The sequence below is a fragment of the Candidatus Poriferisodalis multihospitum genome (assembly GCF_028283155.1).
Classification (GTDB): domain Bacteria; phylum Actinomycetota; class Acidimicrobiia; order Acidimicrobiales; family Poriferisodalaceae; genus Poriferisodalis; species Poriferisodalis multihospitum.
On record NZ_JAPYOK010000061.1, the window covers coordinates 1 to 15,335 of the forward strand.

At 61.9% G+C, this 15,335-nt stretch carries 12 protein-coding genes; 5 read left to right on the plus strand and 7 right to left on the minus strand.

What is annotated here, in order from left to right:
- Positions 1 to 40: 40 nt before the first annotated feature.
- Positions 41 to 1,330: an IS256 family transposase gene (locus VI480_RS05545; protein ID WP_416246644.1), complete on the minus strand. Its 1,290-nt coding sequence runs from the start codon at positions 1,328 to 1,330 to the stop codon at positions 41 to 43.
- Positions 1,331 to 1,434: 104 nt separating this feature from the next.
- Between VI480_RS05545 and VI480_RS05550 the strand changes: the two genes are divergently transcribed.
- The 3 genes from VI480_RS05550 to VI480_RS05560 all read left to right on the plus strand — a co-directional run bounded on the left by VI480_RS05550 (position 1,435) and on the right by VI480_RS05560 (position 6,876).
- Entirely contained in the window at positions 1,435 to 2,484 is a 1,050-nt protein-coding gene (locus VI480_RS05550) for a hypothetical protein (RefSeq protein WP_323671827.1), read from the plus strand.
- The gene (locus tag VI480_RS05555; protein ID WP_323671828.1) at positions 2,484 to 5,930 is read left to right on the plus strand and encodes a patatin-like phospholipase family protein; all 3,447 of its coding nucleotides are present in this window, start codon (positions 2,484 to 2,486) and stop codon (positions 5,928 to 5,930) included. The genes VI480_RS05550 and VI480_RS05555 overlap by 1 nt, the downstream gene beginning before the upstream one ends.
- Positions 5,931 to 5,991: 61 nt before the next feature.
- Positions 5,992 to 6,876, plus strand: coding sequence for an MBL fold metallo-hydrolase (locus VI480_RS05560; protein ID WP_323671829.1), 885 nt, complete (start codon positions 5,992 to 5,994; stop codon positions 6,874 to 6,876).
- A 128-nt stretch (positions 6,877 to 7,004) separates the two neighbouring features.
- Here the strand turns inward: VI480_RS05560 and VI480_RS05565 are convergent, their stop codons facing one another.
- Both VI480_RS05565 and VI480_RS05570 read right to left on the minus strand, forming a co-directional pair.
- On the minus strand, positions 7,005 to 8,009 hold the full coding sequence (locus VI480_RS05565) for a hypothetical protein (RefSeq protein WP_323671830.1): 1,005 nt from the start codon (positions 8,007 to 8,009) through the stop codon (positions 7,005 to 7,007).
- 21 nt (positions 8,010 to 8,030) lie between these two features.
- Positions 8,031 to 8,603 (minus strand): hypothetical protein, encoded by a 573-nt coding sequence (locus VI480_RS05570; protein ID WP_323671831.1) that lies wholly within the window; start codon positions 8,601 to 8,603, stop codon positions 8,031 to 8,033.
- Between the two features lie 570 nt (positions 8,604 to 9,173).
- On the opposite strand from VI480_RS05570, the gene VI480_RS05575 reads away from it, so the two are divergent.
- The gene (locus VI480_RS05575) at positions 9,174 to 9,497 is read left to right on the plus strand and encodes a hypothetical protein (RefSeq protein WP_323671832.1); all 324 of its coding nucleotides are present in this window, start codon (positions 9,174 to 9,176) and stop codon (positions 9,495 to 9,497) included.
- A 192-nt stretch (positions 9,498 to 9,689) separates the two neighbouring features.
- A complete protein-coding gene (locus VI480_RS05580) occupies positions 9,690 to 10,385 on the plus strand; it encodes a hypothetical protein (protein ID WP_323671833.1) in 696 nt (231 codons plus the stop codon).
- 327 nt (positions 10,386 to 10,712) lie between these two features.
- Here VI480_RS05580 and VI480_RS05585 read toward each other — a convergent pair whose 3' ends face one another.
- From VI480_RS05585 to VI480_RS05600, 4 genes are read right to left on the minus strand one after another with little or no spacing between them, the layout of a single operon-like run.
- Positions 10,713 to 11,861 (minus strand): acyl-CoA dehydrogenase family protein, encoded by a 1,149-nt coding sequence (locus VI480_RS05585; protein ID WP_323671834.1) that lies wholly within the window; start codon positions 11,859 to 11,861, stop codon positions 10,713 to 10,715.
- A gap of 40 nt (positions 11,862 to 11,901) precedes the next feature.
- Complete coding sequence (locus VI480_RS05590) at positions 11,902 to 12,603, minus strand: ABC transporter ATP-binding protein (protein WP_323671835.1); 702 nt, start codon at positions 12,601 to 12,603, stop codon at positions 11,902 to 11,904.
- Positions 12,587 to 14,464: an ABC transporter permease subunit gene (locus VI480_RS05595; RefSeq protein WP_323671836.1), complete on the minus strand. Its 1,878-nt coding sequence runs from the start codon at positions 14,462 to 14,464 to the stop codon at positions 12,587 to 12,589. Before VI480_RS05595 ends, VI480_RS05590 begins: the two co-directional genes overlap by 17 nt.
- A complete protein-coding gene (locus tag VI480_RS05600) occupies positions 14,461 to 15,324 on the minus strand; it encodes an ABC transporter permease subunit (protein ID WP_323671837.1) in 864 nt (287 codons plus the stop codon). The genes VI480_RS05595 and VI480_RS05600 overlap by 4 nt, the downstream gene beginning before the upstream one ends.
- Between the last annotated feature and the right edge of the window lie 11 nt (positions 15,325 to 15,335).

The following is a 15,335-nucleotide window of genomic DNA, read 5'->3' on the forward strand; positions in this document are numbered from 1 at the left end:
GGGTCTGTCAGATTTTCTGTGTATCCGGCGGTGGTGGTTTTCATCGGATGTGGTCGGCGATGCGGTCGCCGTAGTGGACGGTCAGGGTGTTGAGGATGGCTTTCCAGCCGTTGGTCTTGCCGATCAGGTCGGTGCGGTTCTTGCGCCGCGTGGTGGCGACAAGATAGAGGACCTTCATGGCGGCTTGTTCGTTGGGGAAGTGCCCTCGATGGCGCACGGCTCTGCGGAATCGGGCGTTGAGGCTCTCGATGGCGTTGGTCGTGTAGACGACCCGGCGCAGCTCGGCGGGGAACTCCAGGAACGGCGTGAACTCGTCCCAGGCCTGCCGCCAGGAGCGAATCATCGCCGGATAGGTCTGCTCCCAGTCCTCGGCGAACGCCTCGAAGCGGGCTTCGGCGGCCTCGACGGTGGGCGACGTGTAGATCTCCCGCATGGCCTTGGTGATGGGGCCCCAGTGCTTGCGTGATGCGTAGCGGAGGCTGTTGCGGACCATGTGCACCACGCAGGTCTGCACCGTGGCGTCGGGCCAGGTCGCCCGGATCGACTCCGGAAGGCCCGCCAGCCCGTCGCAGCACACGATCAGGGCGTCGGCGAGGCCGCGGTTTCTCAGCTCGGTGAGCATCGTCGCCCACTGCTTGGCGCCCTCGCCGCCTGATGGGCCCAGCCACATGCCCAGCACATCGCGTTCGCCTTGAAGATCAACGCCGATCGCCACATACACGGGCCGGTTCGCGACCTGGGAGTCTCGGACCTTCACGACGATCGCGTCGATCAAGAGCACCGCATAGACCGGCTCGAGGGGCCGGTTCTGCCACGCCGCCATGTCGGCCACGATCTCGTCGGTGATCTTCGAGATCGTCTCCCGGCTCACCGAGACGTCATAGATGTCAGCCAGATGATCTTGGATCTCCCCGGTCGTGAGCCCCTTCGCATACAGGCTGATCACGTTGCCCGACAGGCCCTCAAGACGACGGCGGTGCTTGGGCACCGTCACGGGCTCGAACGTCCCGGCTCGGTCACGAGGCACCGCCAAGTCGACCTCGCCGATCTCGGTCGTCACCCGCTTGGGAGTCGACCCGTTGCGAGAGTTCCCCGACCCGCGGCCCTCGACCGCGTGCCGCTCATAGCCCAAATGCTCGGTCATCTCGACCTCGAGGCCGGTCTGGAGCACCCGGCGCACCAGATCGGTCAACAAGCCGCCCTCGCCGGTCAGCTCCACGCCCTCAGCACGAGCCTGAGCCACCAGCCGCTCGGCCCAGTCGGCCATCGCCGCCTCACCGGCAGCTTCGCTCGCCGGCACAGCCGGCATGTCAAGATCAGTCACAGACATGATCCTCTCCGGCCCACAGCAGCCCGCTGCGGACCCTCAGACCACGCCGCTTACACAGAATTTCTGACAGTCCCCTCGGTGAGCACGGCAACGGTGCAGAACTCGTGGCACAGGTCGATCTGAACCATCTGACTGCTGGCGAGGATGACGATGAACCCCAGGTGCCGGTCATCGATCAACTGGTCGAGATATTGCCTGTCGTCGATGGCCGCCCCTACCTAGCGGTCTTCGCGTTGACGCACCCCGATCAGGACCATTGTCGAGGCTTCGCGAAGTTGCTCGACGAGGTGCTGATTGGCGAGCTCTGGGTTACGCCTCGGATCTTCGAGGAGTACAAGTCGGACCTCTGTGATGACGCGACAAAGTTTCGCGAGGAGGCAGACCGGCGGCTGGCCTTGATGTGCAAAGGCGACGCTGCTTCTGGCGATCGGATCCGGGTCGTCGGAGGGGAGGATCTATTCGACTCCAAGCCATACAGCGATCTCCCGGATGACGCCCGGTCTCCCGTCGGGAGCGACACGACGGTGATTGACGGGCGAGATGCGGAGGGCACGTTCACTGCGACGTTCCTGGGCCCGCTTGAGGTCGACGCAGACACGGATCGCAATGACACGAGCTTGGCGATGAAGGTTGCTCTCACCGCGAGCGGCTGCGAGCAGCGGATCTTGTTTCTCGGAGATCTGGCTCACGAGAGTCTGGGTGAGCTCCTGAAGGAGGCTGACAGCGCGACGCTGGAGTTCGACGTCCTGATCGCTCCGCACCATTGCTCGAAACGTGCACTGTTCGACGAGAACGGCGACGAGGCGAGCGAAGTGACTGATGGCTTGAAGCAGAGCGCAGCCGATGGCGCGTGGGTCGTGGCGAGCTCTCCTCCGATACCGGCTAAGGACACCGACGGTGCTGATCCGCCGCACCGCGTCGCCTGGGACAAGTACGAAGAGATCTTCGGCGCCGACAATCAGGTGTGCACGGGTGAACACGGCAGCGAAAAGGACCCAGATCCGGTCGTATTCGAAGTCGGCGGAGCGACTTGCGGATACGTGAAGCCATCGACTGCTGCGGCGTTGGCAGCTGCGCCTCTGACTAAAGCGTCGTCCGCGGCGCGGCGCCGTCCTCGGCCGACCGAGCGGCGCGGATATGGCCCTGTGAAATAATGACGCCTGACCAAGCTCGAGCAGTCGCTGAGCTTCGCGCCATTGCTCGCCGGGGAGATGGCGCGCTGAAGATACGAAGCGCCATTGACGATTCGGACTCGATCGTGACGGTGCCGGTTCGTGTCCGGACAGGAGACATACGTCGCTATCCGGGCGGTCTTCGCATCGGAACTCACGAGGACTTGGAGATCTTGATCCACGAAGACGTGCCCTTGAGCCCGCCTCTGCTCGTGGCATCAGACTTTCGTTGGGCTCACCACTCGCACGTGACGGGACGCTTCCTGTGTCTCTACATCGACCCGAATTCTCAATGGTCGCCAGCGGACGGGATGTATGGGTTCGTGCACCGCGTGGGGGAGTGGCTGGTCGACGCGGCTGCGGGTGAACTCGACCCACACGGGGGCCCGCTGCATCCGCCCACCACGCTCGGTTTTGGCCATTCTCGAACTCATCTCGTGATTCAAGGCGAGATTCCTGAGAGCGAGCACCGCCGTCTCTTGTGGGCAAATTTGGCAACGAGGGGAAACGACCGAGTCGATGTGGTCGAATTCCACCACTTTGGGCCGAACGCAGCGCCGTTCATGGCTGCAGCGCTGGTTTCGAATAGGCCATTGAGGGGCGACTACGCGTCGACGTTCGCCTCGCTTGTGGGACAGCTTGCAGAACTTGGGTTCAACCCTCGCCGTCTCATTAAGCACATCTTCGACGTAGCGCGTCGCAATCCGTCTGGTACGCCCCTATTCGTGCTTGTCGCCACCTTGAATCGGCGGATCGCAGGGCGTCGATTCCATCACCTGGTGGGTTGGGAGCTACCGACCGATCTTGCCGATCGCTTTCGTGCCCTCGGCGAATCAGAGTCAGATGTCGAAGACTCGGACACGTTTGATGCAGCGACCGAATGGGCAATGGACGCACCGCTTGCTTGGGTGCGTATCCATGAGGCCCGAGAGTCCATCACTCAGCGTCGTGACGCCGATTGTGCGATGTCCGCATTCGCTGGCAAGCGCATCGAGTTGTGGGGGTGCGGTGCGCTCGGCGGATGGATAGCCGAGTTCGTTGCCAGGGCAGGACCAGCATCGCTGATGCTGCGTGACAAAGCCTCAGTCAACCCTGGGCTCATCGTCCGCCAGCCCTACGGAGAAGCGGACGTTGCGCGTCCTAAGGCTGAAGCACTCGCCCAACGCCTGCGGGACATCTGCGGGACCAAGGTGCGCGTCGAGAGCTCAACTGCCGATGTCGTCGGAGCCGACGGGATCAAGCCGAGCCTCGACGACATCGACCTTCTGATCGATGCGACAGCCAGCCGAGGTGTGGCAGCGGCGATTGACCGTTACGCCGCAGCGCATCCAGATGCTCCCCCAATGGTGTCTGTCGTCACTGATGCTCGATGTGAACTTACCGCGCTGTTCGCCTCCCCCAGAGGCGGAGCGGGTCCCGGCTTCAGCGGCAGATCCGCGCTCCACAGATTGAAACGGAGCGCTGACTGTGGCCGCTTCGTCGATGCGTTCTGGGGTTCGCCCCGCATTGATGACCTGGCCCAACCCGAGCCGGGTTGCTCTGCGCCGACATTTCACGGCTCCGCTGCCGATGCAGCCAGCGCAGCCTCGAACCTCGCGAACCTGATGGCGCGTTACTTCGAGGATGCGGGTACCCATCTCGCAGAATTCACCGCCTTACCGCATGCGAAACCGGCGAGCGGAACGGGGCATCGTCGGTTCGAGGAGCCGCCGCCAATCCGCGTAGCTGCGGCTGGCGAATACACGGTCCTGATGACCGAGCCTGCCAGGGCACGAATTCACGAGATCGCCGGCGCCGCCTTCAGGTCGGTACCGGTGGTCGAAACCGGTGGACTCCTCATTGGCGAACGGAACGATGCGACGCGCACGATCACCATCGAGGGAGCCTCGGGCCCGCCGTCCGACAGCAAGCACAGCGCGGATGGTTTTGTGCGCGGCACTCGCGACGTCGACCAGATGCTCGACGTTCTCCGCCATAACGCATCGGAGCAGGCGGTCTACTTGGGCGATTGGCATTCTCACCCCAACAGCACCGCAGCGCTCTCAGACACGGATCGCGAGGCTGCCCGAGGCCTAGTGGGCGACGGCGCCTCAGTGCTGCTCATCTGGGCGGGCAAACCTGAAGCGCCGAAATGGGTAGCTGAAGTCCTGCATCCCGACCCGGCCAAGGAGCCACTAGGCGCACGAGACTCAGAATCCGCTCGTCCAGTGCCAGCCGTGCGGCCCCGAACCAACTCTGCGCAACCGGCGTTCGCAGCGCGTCAGCAATGTGACGCCCCCATGCCGCCAAGACGACCGCTCACTCCAGCGAAGGCAGGACGACCAACAATCCTCGTGGCGCTATCCGGCGGTGGCTTTCGGGCAACCCTCGCCGGGCTCGGTGTGCTTCGATTCCTCGCCGATGCCGACCTCCTAGATGACGTACGCATCATCTCAAGCGTGTCCGGTGGATCGCTCACAAACGCCTTGATGGCCACACACTGGGAGAACGGTCGCGCCCAACCGGCATTCGACGAACTCGTCCTCCAGCCCATCCTCGAATCGATCACCAACCGATCATTCCTCGCCGACCTCATCCGCAACATCTGGCGCACGGCGAAACCCGGCGCGACGAGGACGACCGTGCTCGCAGATCGGCTCGACAAGTGGTTCTTGGATGGACGACTCCTCAAGGACCTCCCGGCAGGCAGCTGGTTCATGTTCAACGCGGCCAACGCCACTGAAGGCATCCGATTTCGATTCGACGCAGATGTGATCGGCGACTACGTCAACGGCAGCATCGCAACTGCCGACACGAACATCCGGGTCTCGACGGCGGTGGCGGCCTCAGCCGCTGTTCCCGGCTACTTCCCCCCGCTTCGGCTTGAGCACCTGGAGTTCCCGTGCAACGCCGACACAGCGGTCGACGTCGTTGACGGAGGTGTCTACGACAATCTCGGTCTGGAGGCAATCCAGCGAAGACGTGACGAAATCGACAACCCCTTCCTGATTTCTCTGAACGCCGGTGCGCAGCTGACGCAGGGCAACCAATCAGGTGTCATTAGCCGCCTCCCCGTTGCAGGCTCGCTCTGGCGAACGACGGGCGTGATGCACAGGCAGACCAGCTCACTCCGCACGAGGCGTCTCTTTCAAGAATCAATGGAGCCGAATGGAAGACCGTTTGCGCCGTTCACCCTCACCACGGAATTCCCAAACAATCTTCCCGAGGACAAGCAGAAGCGCTTGCAGACGTGGCGCCAGCGCAACGAAGAGCACACATCCGCCCAACGAGCCGCACTCGCCTCCATCCCGACCACCTTCGCAAAGCTCGATCAGGCCGACGCACTCGCACTGGTTCAGCGAGGTTGGTGGCTCATAGGGGCCGTCCTGTCAGTGCATCACCCCGATCTCCTGCTGCAATCGCCAACGTGGGATCTTCCGAACTTCTAGCGCCAAGGAGACCTACGTTCCCGCACTCTCTGATGTCCCGACGAACACAGGAGGATCGTTCATGAGCATCATCAAATCGTTCGCTGTCGGTGAAGGCGACTGCTGCTACATCAAGCATGATTCAGACAACTTCACGATCATCGATGCCTCGCTTCCTGACAGTCGACGTCAAGAAATACTTAAGGAAATCAAGAACGAACGCCAGTCGAAGCAAATTGTGCGGGTGATCGCGACACATCCGGAAGCCGACCACGTCGGAGGGCTTCACCATCTTGACGATGCGATCGGAATAGTGAACTTCTACTGTGTCAAGAATCAGGCTCGAACAGACTCCAACCATCCGGGTGTTCAGCGATACCGAAAGCTCCACAACAGCAAGAAGGCCTTCTACATCCGAAAGGGATGCGGGCGCCGCTGGATGAACAAGAATTCAGAGGAGCGCGGATCGGCAGGAATCAATATCCTGTGGCCCGACCGCGCCCACGATAGCTTCAAGACGGCTCTGGAGGAAGCCGAGAACGGCGGCTCGGCAAACAACATATGCCCCATCATTCGCTATAAGCTCACCGGAGGTGCATCGGCGTTCTGGGCAGGTGATCTTGAGACGAATTATCTCAAGGGCATCCAGAACGCTGTCTCCCTTCCAAAGACTACGTTGGTGTTCGCACCTCATCATGGCAGATCATCAGGAAGGCTCCCCGCATCGTGGCTTCAGGATCTTGACCCAAAGATCGTTGTCATCGGCGAGGCGCAATCACAGCACCTGGACTACTACGCCAACTACAATACAATTACGCAGAACTCTGCCGGAGACATCGCATTCGAATGCACGGGAAGCGATGTGCACGTACACGTCACCTCCGGGAACTATAGAGTCAGTTTTCTGCAGAATAGGCGGATTCAAAGCCTCCCGAGAATGCGATATATTGGATCACTGTCAGTCTGATTCGTTGAATCCGCTGCCCAGAATATGCGCGCTCCGAGTTTAGCTCGGGCAATAGTCGCCGGAGCCCAACTTAACTGGTCACTACAGGTCGTTGTCCAATCGATTGCGGTGGCAGCGCCTAGAACGACTCAGCTTGCAAACTCATCAATAGGCCCAACATACCATGCATGGAATTGGGAAGAATAGAACGAGTTCGCATTCTTCGCTTTCGCGAACGGCTCGTGAGTAACATACAACACCATGGGGCTTCGATTTGCGTCGAGCACCATACAGTTCGCTTGATTGTTCGTCACTATCGGCAGGCCGCGACTCGACCAAGCGCCATACGCGAGATGTTGAGATGGCGCATTCCCAAAGAAAGTGAGGGTCGGCTTCAGAACATCCAAGAACTCATACGAACGTCCAGAATCTCGTCCGTGATGCGGAGCTATTAGGACGTCGATATTGGACACTCTTGATTCGTGCTCAGACAGGATGTGCTCCCAAGTGGCGTCGTGAGAGTCTCCTCCAAACACGATCTTGTTCGAGCCTGTGTGATATAGAAGCACATACGAGCAGTCGTTGTAGTCGTCATCCTTTTCGTTTGCGTCATCTACTAGCGCCTGCGTTGGAGCTAGAACTGTTATTCCATCACCCCCTAGGCCATCATCGCTTTCATTCCAGTACTTTCCGTGCGCACCTGACAGGAGCGTCAATCGCCTGGGGTCAACGTTTGGCTTCGAGTCTCGGAGGTTCTTGTAGAACTTCCAGTCCAGCTCATCGTAGGGCGAACTGGTCCATGTCGCTGAATCCAGTTGTTTCTTGTTGTCCGTGTCCCAGAAGTTTAGGGGCCTAAACTGATCGAAGAGGTGCCTGATTCCGTCCATATGGTCCATGTCGGGGTGAGTTTGAATGTACCGGAAAATGCTCGACATGCCATGGTTCCGCATGTACTCGATGGGATTGACGGGGTGCTTCTTCTGGCCAAAATTGCCGAGTGTACCTCTCATTTCTATATGGGAGCCGATCGAGTAACCGCTCTGCGTCCCCTGTGGGCGTGCATTGCATACATCAATCACCGTTAGGTGCCCGGAGAAATGCTCAATAAGCGAGCAGTCCCCCTCCTTGACGTTCAGAAAGTGCATCCTGGGCATAGCGCCTCCTACAGGTAGTTGTCAGTCTGGTTGCGCTAGGCGAGAGCGCTCTTCGGTTAGTCGGCTGAAGAAGCTCTCGGCGTAACGCTCCGCGCGCTGGTACACCATATCGCGCCGCTTGTACGCCATGACGCTTGCCACTACCAAGACAGCGGAGTTCACCAGCGCCCATGCCAACTCAGTTAACGACTTCAGGAGGAGATACCAACTAATCCCAGCAGCGAAGGCGCTTGCTGAGAACCACAGCAGGCTCATTCCAGCGAAGTTGCGTACGAATCCATAGTCCTCATTGTGTTTGGTCAACAATCCACGATCCGGATGCTGTCGAAATCTTGAACGCAGGCTGCGCACAGCGTCATCGATTGTCTGTGCGATCTGCTGTTCGTCGCCCGAATTCAATTCGGAGTACAAGTCTAAGTCGAGCAGTTGGCATATGGATTCATAGTAGAGGTTGCGCTGTTGACGCGACAAACGCGTACTGCCCGGCAAGAGCCATTGGTGAGTCGGAAGACCATATGGCCAGTCAGAAAATACTTTGCGTTCATATCGGAGACCTGCAGAGGCAGCGAAGTACGAGAGTCCAACACTCGCCACGAGCCAAATCCCTCCTGCGGTCAAGAGACGTCCATACCAATCGAAGAGCGAAATGCCTAACGGAGCTAACGCCAAGCCCACAGGAATAGTTGCGAAGAGAGACGGCAGTAGACGTGCTTTCAACTCATAGCGATCACGAAATCTCGTTATCGATAATGACATCCGAACTTGCTCATCTGCGCTTGGGTGGTTCTAGTTCATCAGGTAGCTGTCGGCTCCGGCACCAGGTTTGGGGTAGAACTCATGGCCCTCGTACTGTCTATTCGTCTTGCCAGCCAGTTGACTTACATCAGTCACTCACTGATAATGCTCGGTAATCGAAAACCTGCTTCCGCTTATCGCCACCTCTGTCGGTAGGAGAAGGATTGAGGTCTCGGCGCTGGATCTAGACGAGCTGCCGGAACTCTCCGTCACGGCGCCCGACACAGCCACAGATTTGCCTCAGCGGCGTGCCGAAGTGTCCCTCCTGACTCTGACCTTTGTTGACGGCTTCTTGGGTAAGGCCGTGACACCGCCTCGAAGCCGCGCGCGAAGGTACGGCGCGCGGCGGCAATAGACGCGGATAGTCCTTTGCGCGCGGCCCAACGGAAACCTTCTGGCAGTCCCCAAGGCACTAACGCTTTCGCCGGCAAGCGGGCGACGGCGTTCATCGACTCGGGCGGCATCTTCGTGTCGACGCCGATGTGGGACCTCGCGCACGCCGTGTGGCAGTTCGCCTCTGTCTGCAACGATGCCGATCGGTGGCCGGGTGGCTGGCCGAGCCCGCCCGACCGGTCGGCGCGCATCGCGGCGCTGGTGGGCGGCTGCCGGCTGGGCGCCGAGCGGGCCGATGAGCTCGCGGACATGGTGGTGGCAGTAACCGCCGGGACCGAGATAGTCCAGCCCGAAGGGTGATCCCAAGCCTGCAAGAAAACCATGCGTGTCGTCTCGGAAGTCGACAGTACGGTGCGACGGCAGCTTGGTTCGGGCTCGCAGCGAGGAGCACCCACTTGGCGGTGCCTGAGGTGTCGAATCCCGAAAAGACGTAACCCCGGCCGTTTGCCGAAGCAGGGACGGTTCCGGGGTTTTCAGGAGGCATCTTACTCCGTGACGGCACCGGCGCCACAGACGATCTACGACGTCAGCCTCGTAGCGAAGCGCCTCACCGCTGCCCGCATGGGGCCGTATCTTGACGATTCGGCGGGCGACGCCACCGCAGCGTTGCGCCTGTACGACTGGAACAGCGCAGTAGCGGGAGCCATGCACGCGGACCTCGGCCGACTCGAGGTCGTCTTTCGCAACGCCGTCGACTTGGCGCTCACGAGTCTCGCAGCCTCAAAGGCTTGGACACAGCCGTGGTACGCCCAAGAATCACTCTTCCGTGGGCGCAGCGGCGAGGTCGCCCGCGAAGCCGTCGCTTCTGCGGTGCATCGCGCGAGCCGGCGCAAGCGTCGTGCCCCAGGGCACGGCGGCGTCATCGTCGAACTCGGGTTCGGGTTCTGGAGGTTCCTCTGCGGCCCCGCCTATCTCACGGCCCTGTGGGTGCCGGCGCTCGCATCGGCTTTCCCCCAACATCCCGCCCAAGACGACCCGCGCCGCATCCGTGCCGAAGTCGAGCATCGGATGGAGAGACTGCACTTGCTCCGCAACCGGATCGCCCATCACGAGCCGATCTTCCGCCGCGATCTCGAGTGCGATCACAGTCAGTTGCTGGAATTGATCGGGTGGATCTGTATGGAAAGCCGCACGTGGGCCGCCGCCGTCAGTCGCACCCCCGAAACGATCGCCGAGCGATCGCGCTGAAGCACGCCGGGCGGGGTGCGGATGGGGGGCACTCGGGTGCGCAGGGGCACAATGGGCCGTCGAGGGGACACGTCATGGCACAGGCATTCTCGGTCGAGGAGATCATCGGTCACCCGGCTCCGCAGGTGTGGGCCGCCCTGGTCGACTGGCCGAACGCTCACCGGTGGATGCCCGGGATCGACACGATCGCCGCCGACGGCCAGACCGCCGAAGGCACCCGGCTGACGTTCCGCGCTCGTGGCAAGGATCGCTCCAGCACCATCGTGCGATGCGTCGCCGGGCAGTCGATCGTGCTGCGCTCGGTTCAGTGCGACGGGTGCCCGCCGGCTAACCCGCTTGCCCGAGTCCGAGTTCGCGCGAGATCACGATCCTCTGGATCTCGCTGGTGCCTTCGCCGATTTCCAAGATCTTCGCGTCGCGATAGAACCGCGCCACAGGAGTTTCGTCAATGAAGCCATACCCGCCGAAGACCTGCGTCGCTTCTCGGGCCGCGGCGACTGCCGCCTCGGTGGCGTAGAGCTTGGCGATAGCCGCTTCCTTCTTGAACGGCAGCCCTGCGTCTTTGCGTTCCGCGGCCGCATAGGTCACTTGTCGAGCGGTTTCCACGGCTACCGCCATGTCGGCGCATTTGAATGCGACTGCTTGGTTGCTGCCGATCGGTCGGCCGAACGCCATTCGCTGGTTCGCATACGCCGTGCATTCTTCGAGGCAGGCTTGAATCAGCCCGACTGCGAGTGCCGCGATGGCGATCCGCCCGTCATCGAGGGTCGCCAAGAACTGCTGGAAGCCGCGGCCAGGCGCCCCGAGGAGGTTGGATTCGGGCACTCGACATCCGTTGAACAACAGCCCATGAGTGTCCGATGCGTGCCATCCCATCTTGTGGTACGCCGGCTCCACGATGAAGCCGTCAGTACCCGACGGCACGATGAAGGTTGAGATGCCGTCGGCGGTTCGCGCAGTCACGTTGACCACGCTGGTGATGTCCGTGCCCGAGTTCGTGATGAAGCACTTCGATCCGTCGATCACCCAGTGCGGCTCTCCGCCCGCAGTGTCGAGCGAGGCCCGCGTCTTGGTTGCGCCGGCATCCGAACCAGCGTCCGGCTCCGTCAGTCCGAATCCGGCGAGTGCTTGACCGGCCACGAGTTCGGGCAGGAACTCCTCCTTCTGTGCGTCCGATCCGAATTCGAAGATCGGTTTTGCACCCAAGCAGACGCCGGCTTCAAGCGTGATGCCGAGCGATTGATCCGCGCGGCCGATTTCCTCGATGGCGATGCACAGCGTTGTGAAGTCCGCGCCTGCCCCGCCGTACTCCTCCGGGAAGATGAGGCCGAAGAGCCCGAGATCGCCCATGTCCTTGACGGTGTCGGTCGGAAACGTGTGGTCGAGATCCCACTGCACTGCATTGGGTTTGATCTCGGCGTTCGCGAAGTCACGGACGACGGCCCGGAACTGGTCTTGCTCCTCAGTGAATTGCATGTTGCGTCGCGCTCCGTCGGTGAGATGTTGGGGCAGTCGCCTAAAGGGCCAGAAACGTGCGTTGGAGGTCGCGGTCGTCGTGGAGTGCGGCAATGGCGACGTTCTCGATGATCTCGCCCTTGTCCATGATCAGGCCGCGTTCCGCGATGCGAGCCGCGAAGTCGAGGTTCTGCTCGACGACGAGCACGGTGATCCCTCGTGCGAGATTGATGTGGTCGATGGCCTCGGCGATTTCGTCGAGGATCGAGGGCTGAATGCCTTCAGAGGGTTCGTCGAGGAGCAGCAGTTTCGGCTCGGAGACGAGTGCTCGTGCGAGGGCCAGGATTTGCTGCTGACCGCCTGAAAGGCTGCCGCCGCGAGCCCGTCGGCGCTCCGCGAGCAGGGGGAACTCGTCGTAGACCTCGTCGATCTTCGCATCGGCCGAACCGCGAACTGCTGCGGCGCCGACCTTGAGGTTCTCCGCGACGGTGAGCTTGGGAAAGATGTCGCGTCCTTGGGGTACGTGGGCGATTCCCAGTCGGGCTCGTTCATGGGGCCGCAGCGGCATCAGATCGGTTCCCTGGAACGTGAGCGTCCCGCCCGTGGGACTGATTTCGCCGCTGAGCGCACGCATGAGCGTCGTCTTGCCGACGCCGTTGCGGCCGAGGATGGCGGCTCGCTCGCCTGCGGCAAGGGAGAGGTTGATGCCGTGCAGCACCGCTGCAGACCCGTAACCGGCTCTCAGGTCACTCGCCTGCAGCATCGGCGTGCCTTCCTCCTAGGTAGATGTCGATGATTCGTTCGTCCCTCGAGAGCTGTTCGAAGCTGCCTTGGGCGAACAACGAGCCCATGTGGAGCACGGTGATGGGTGCGTCCAAGCGGCGTACAAATTCCATGTCGTGCTCGACGACGATGACAGAAGCGCGCTCGCCCATTTCGGTGACCAGCGCCGCGGTGCGCTCTGTCTCGCCGCGTGTCATTCCGGCCGTCGGCTCGTCGAGCAGTACGACGCTGGGTTCGCCGGCGACAACCATGCCGATCTCCAGCCACTGCTGCTGGCCGTGAGACAGTGTCCCGGCAGGGCGTTCGGCGTCGCCCCGCAACCCCAGCCATGCGAGAAGCTCCGATGAGCGAGTGTGGGATGATTCGATGTTGCGGGACTTTGCGTAACAGGCCAGCCAGAGGTTCTCTCGGGTCGTCAGGGCTGCATAGATCGATGCGACCTGCAGCTTGATCCCCACGCCGCCGCGCGCCCGGCGGTAGGGATGCCATTTGGTCAGGTCGTGATCGTCGAGGGTGACCGCTCCGGAGGTGGCTCGCAACTGACCAGAGAGCAGGGCGAGCAGGGTGCTCTTGCCGGCCCCATTAGGTCCGATGAGACACGACACTCCCTGAGACGGGAAATCCAACGTGACGTCATCGACTGCCGCTAGACCGCCGAACTGCTTGGTAACGCCTTGGACGGCAATCCGGTGCCCCCGATCCTCCGAACTGCGGTGGGGGAATACGTCCGAGACATCGTCACCGTTCTGCAATGGCACCGGTCCACCGGCAGCAGGCGGCTGATCGCGCCCGGCCAGCGTCGTGGAAATACGGCTCCGCATCCGTCCGAGGCCGGGGACGATCCCTCCGGGCAGTGCCAGGACGATCACGATCAAGAGCAGCCCGAGAACGATCGGTTCGTTGTCTCCGCTCGCTCCGCCGAACCACGATGAGAACCCTTTGACAACCAGCACGCCGACGAACGCCCCTGCGACGCTGGTTCGGCCCCCGACCAGCACCCAGATCACGACCAGCGCAGCAGGAGCGAGCGAGAAGACCGGCGGGCTGATGAACCTGCCCCACGCCGCGAAGAGCGCGCCCGCGAAACCGGCGATGGCCCCGCCGATAGTGAACAGAGCGAGCTTGTGTCGGCGGACGTCATAGCCGAGCAACTCGGTACGCAGCTCGTTGTGCTGCAAGGCGACCGAAATGCGGCCGAACGGCCTGCGAGCGATGATCCGAACGACCACAGCGATAACGAGACCAGCGGCGGCGCACACCAAGAAGAACTGTGTGCGGGTGAGCACATAGCTCTCCGCGCCGGGCAGCCGCACCGTAAGCCGGGGAATGCGGGTCATGCCGTTGTACCCGCCGAATGGTGCATCGCCGATGCGGTACGCGGTGCCTGAGGTCGAGTTGACGAACGCGAACAGAACCAAGCTGGTGGCCAGCGTGATGATCGCCACGTACACGTCGGTGACGTTGCCGTAGAACATGAAGTAGCCGAGCAGCGCGGCGACGATCGTCCCCGCCGCAATGGCGGCCAGTACTGCGGTGACCGTCTCGCCGGTGTTGTCAGCGAGATTGATGGCCCAGAACCCGTAGGTGTAACCGCCGACGCCGTAAATGGCCGCTTGGCCGAGGCTGAAGATCCCTCCTTGGCCCCATACCAGCGTGAGAGACAGAGCGAGGATCGCTTGGGTGGCCCACAGAGTCCACTCGAAGGCCGTGAACTCCTCGACCAGGTTGGCCAGCACGGCGACAACAGCAAATGCGGCTAAGGCCGCGGCTGCGTCGTTTCGCATCGAACCGCGTGCGGTGCCTGCTGGGTGGGAGCGCAACAGCGCCGTGAGGGACTTCATCGAAGGCTCCGTTGGCCGGTAAGGCCCTGGGGCATGAAGCGCAGGATCACGATCGCAGCGATCAGCAACATGGCTTGCCCGATGACCGGCGTGAACAGACTCGTGCTGACGTTCTCGATGAACCCCAGCAGCCCACTGGCAGAAACCGGGCCGGCCACGAAGGCAGGCCCGCCGACGATCACCGTCATGAACGAGCGGGCCACATACGTCTGGCCCATGGTGGGAATGACACCCACGAGGGGGGCCAGCACTGCACCCGCTGCACCAGCAAGCGAGGCGCCGAACCCGAACGTCCACATGTTGATCCGAGACGTGTTGACGCCGAGACTCTCGGCCATCGTCGGCGACTGCACCGACGCACGCGCGTGCAGCCCGTAGCGGGTGTGGCGCATGACGGCGTAGGTGACCAGCACGCACGTCACGGCTGCCCCCATGAGCACGACGTTGTAGGTCGACATCGAGTAGTCGCCGACATCGAAGTTGCCGACCGGTACTGCGATGCCTTCAGTAACCGATCCGTAGATGTTCTCGATGACCTGCACCATGACCAACGACAGGCCCCAGGTAGCCAGCATCGTGTCCGCCAGACGGGCGTAGAGCCATCGGATCAGCAAACGCTCGACGATGATGCCGAACACCCCGACTGCCACTGCCGCGGTCAGCATCGCGACCCAAATGTTGAGTCCGTTGCGAACCCCGGTGAGCGTGGCGAACGCCCCCAGCATGATGAACTCGCCGTGAGCGAGATTGATGATCCCCCTCATGCCGAAGGTGACCGCCAACCCGACCGACACCAAGGCCAGCACCGAGATCGTCGTCGCGAGGCCGAAGCCGAGGTTGAAAAGTCGATCGAAGGCCATCGGCTCTGAGC

Excerpts from the sequence above, each read along its gene's own strand:
- VI480_RS05545 (WP_416246644.1), bottom strand. The coding sequence starts at position 1,330 with ATGTCTGTGACTGATCTTGACATGCCGGCTGTGCCGGCGAGCGAAGCT.
- VI480_RS05555 (WP_323671828.1), top strand. The coding sequence starts at position 2,484 with ATGACGCCTGACCAAGCTCGAGCAGTCGCTGAGCTTCGCGCCATTGCT.
- VI480_RS05560 (WP_323671829.1), top strand. The coding sequence starts at position 5,992 with ATGAGCATCATCAAATCGTTCGCTGTCGGTGAAGGCGACTGCTGCTAC.
- VI480_RS05565 (WP_323671830.1), bottom strand. The coding sequence starts at position 8,009 with ATGCCCAGGATGCACTTTCTGAACGTCAAGGAGGGGGACTGCTCGCTT.
- VI480_RS05585 (WP_323671834.1), bottom strand. The coding sequence starts at position 11,861 with ATGCAATTCACTGAGGAGCAAGACCAGTTCCGGGCCGTCGTCCGTGAC.
- VI480_RS05590 (WP_323671835.1), bottom strand. The coding sequence starts at position 12,603 with ATGCTGCAGGCGAGTGACCTGAGAGCCGGTTACGGGTCTGCAGCGGTG.
- VI480_RS05595 (WP_323671836.1), bottom strand. The coding sequence starts at position 14,464 with ATGAAGTCCCTCACGGCGCTGTTGCGCTCCCACCCAGCAGGCACCGCA.
- VI480_RS05600 (WP_323671837.1), bottom strand. The coding sequence starts at position 15,324 with ATGGCCTTCGATCGACTTTTCAACCTCGGCTTCGGCCTCGCGACGACG.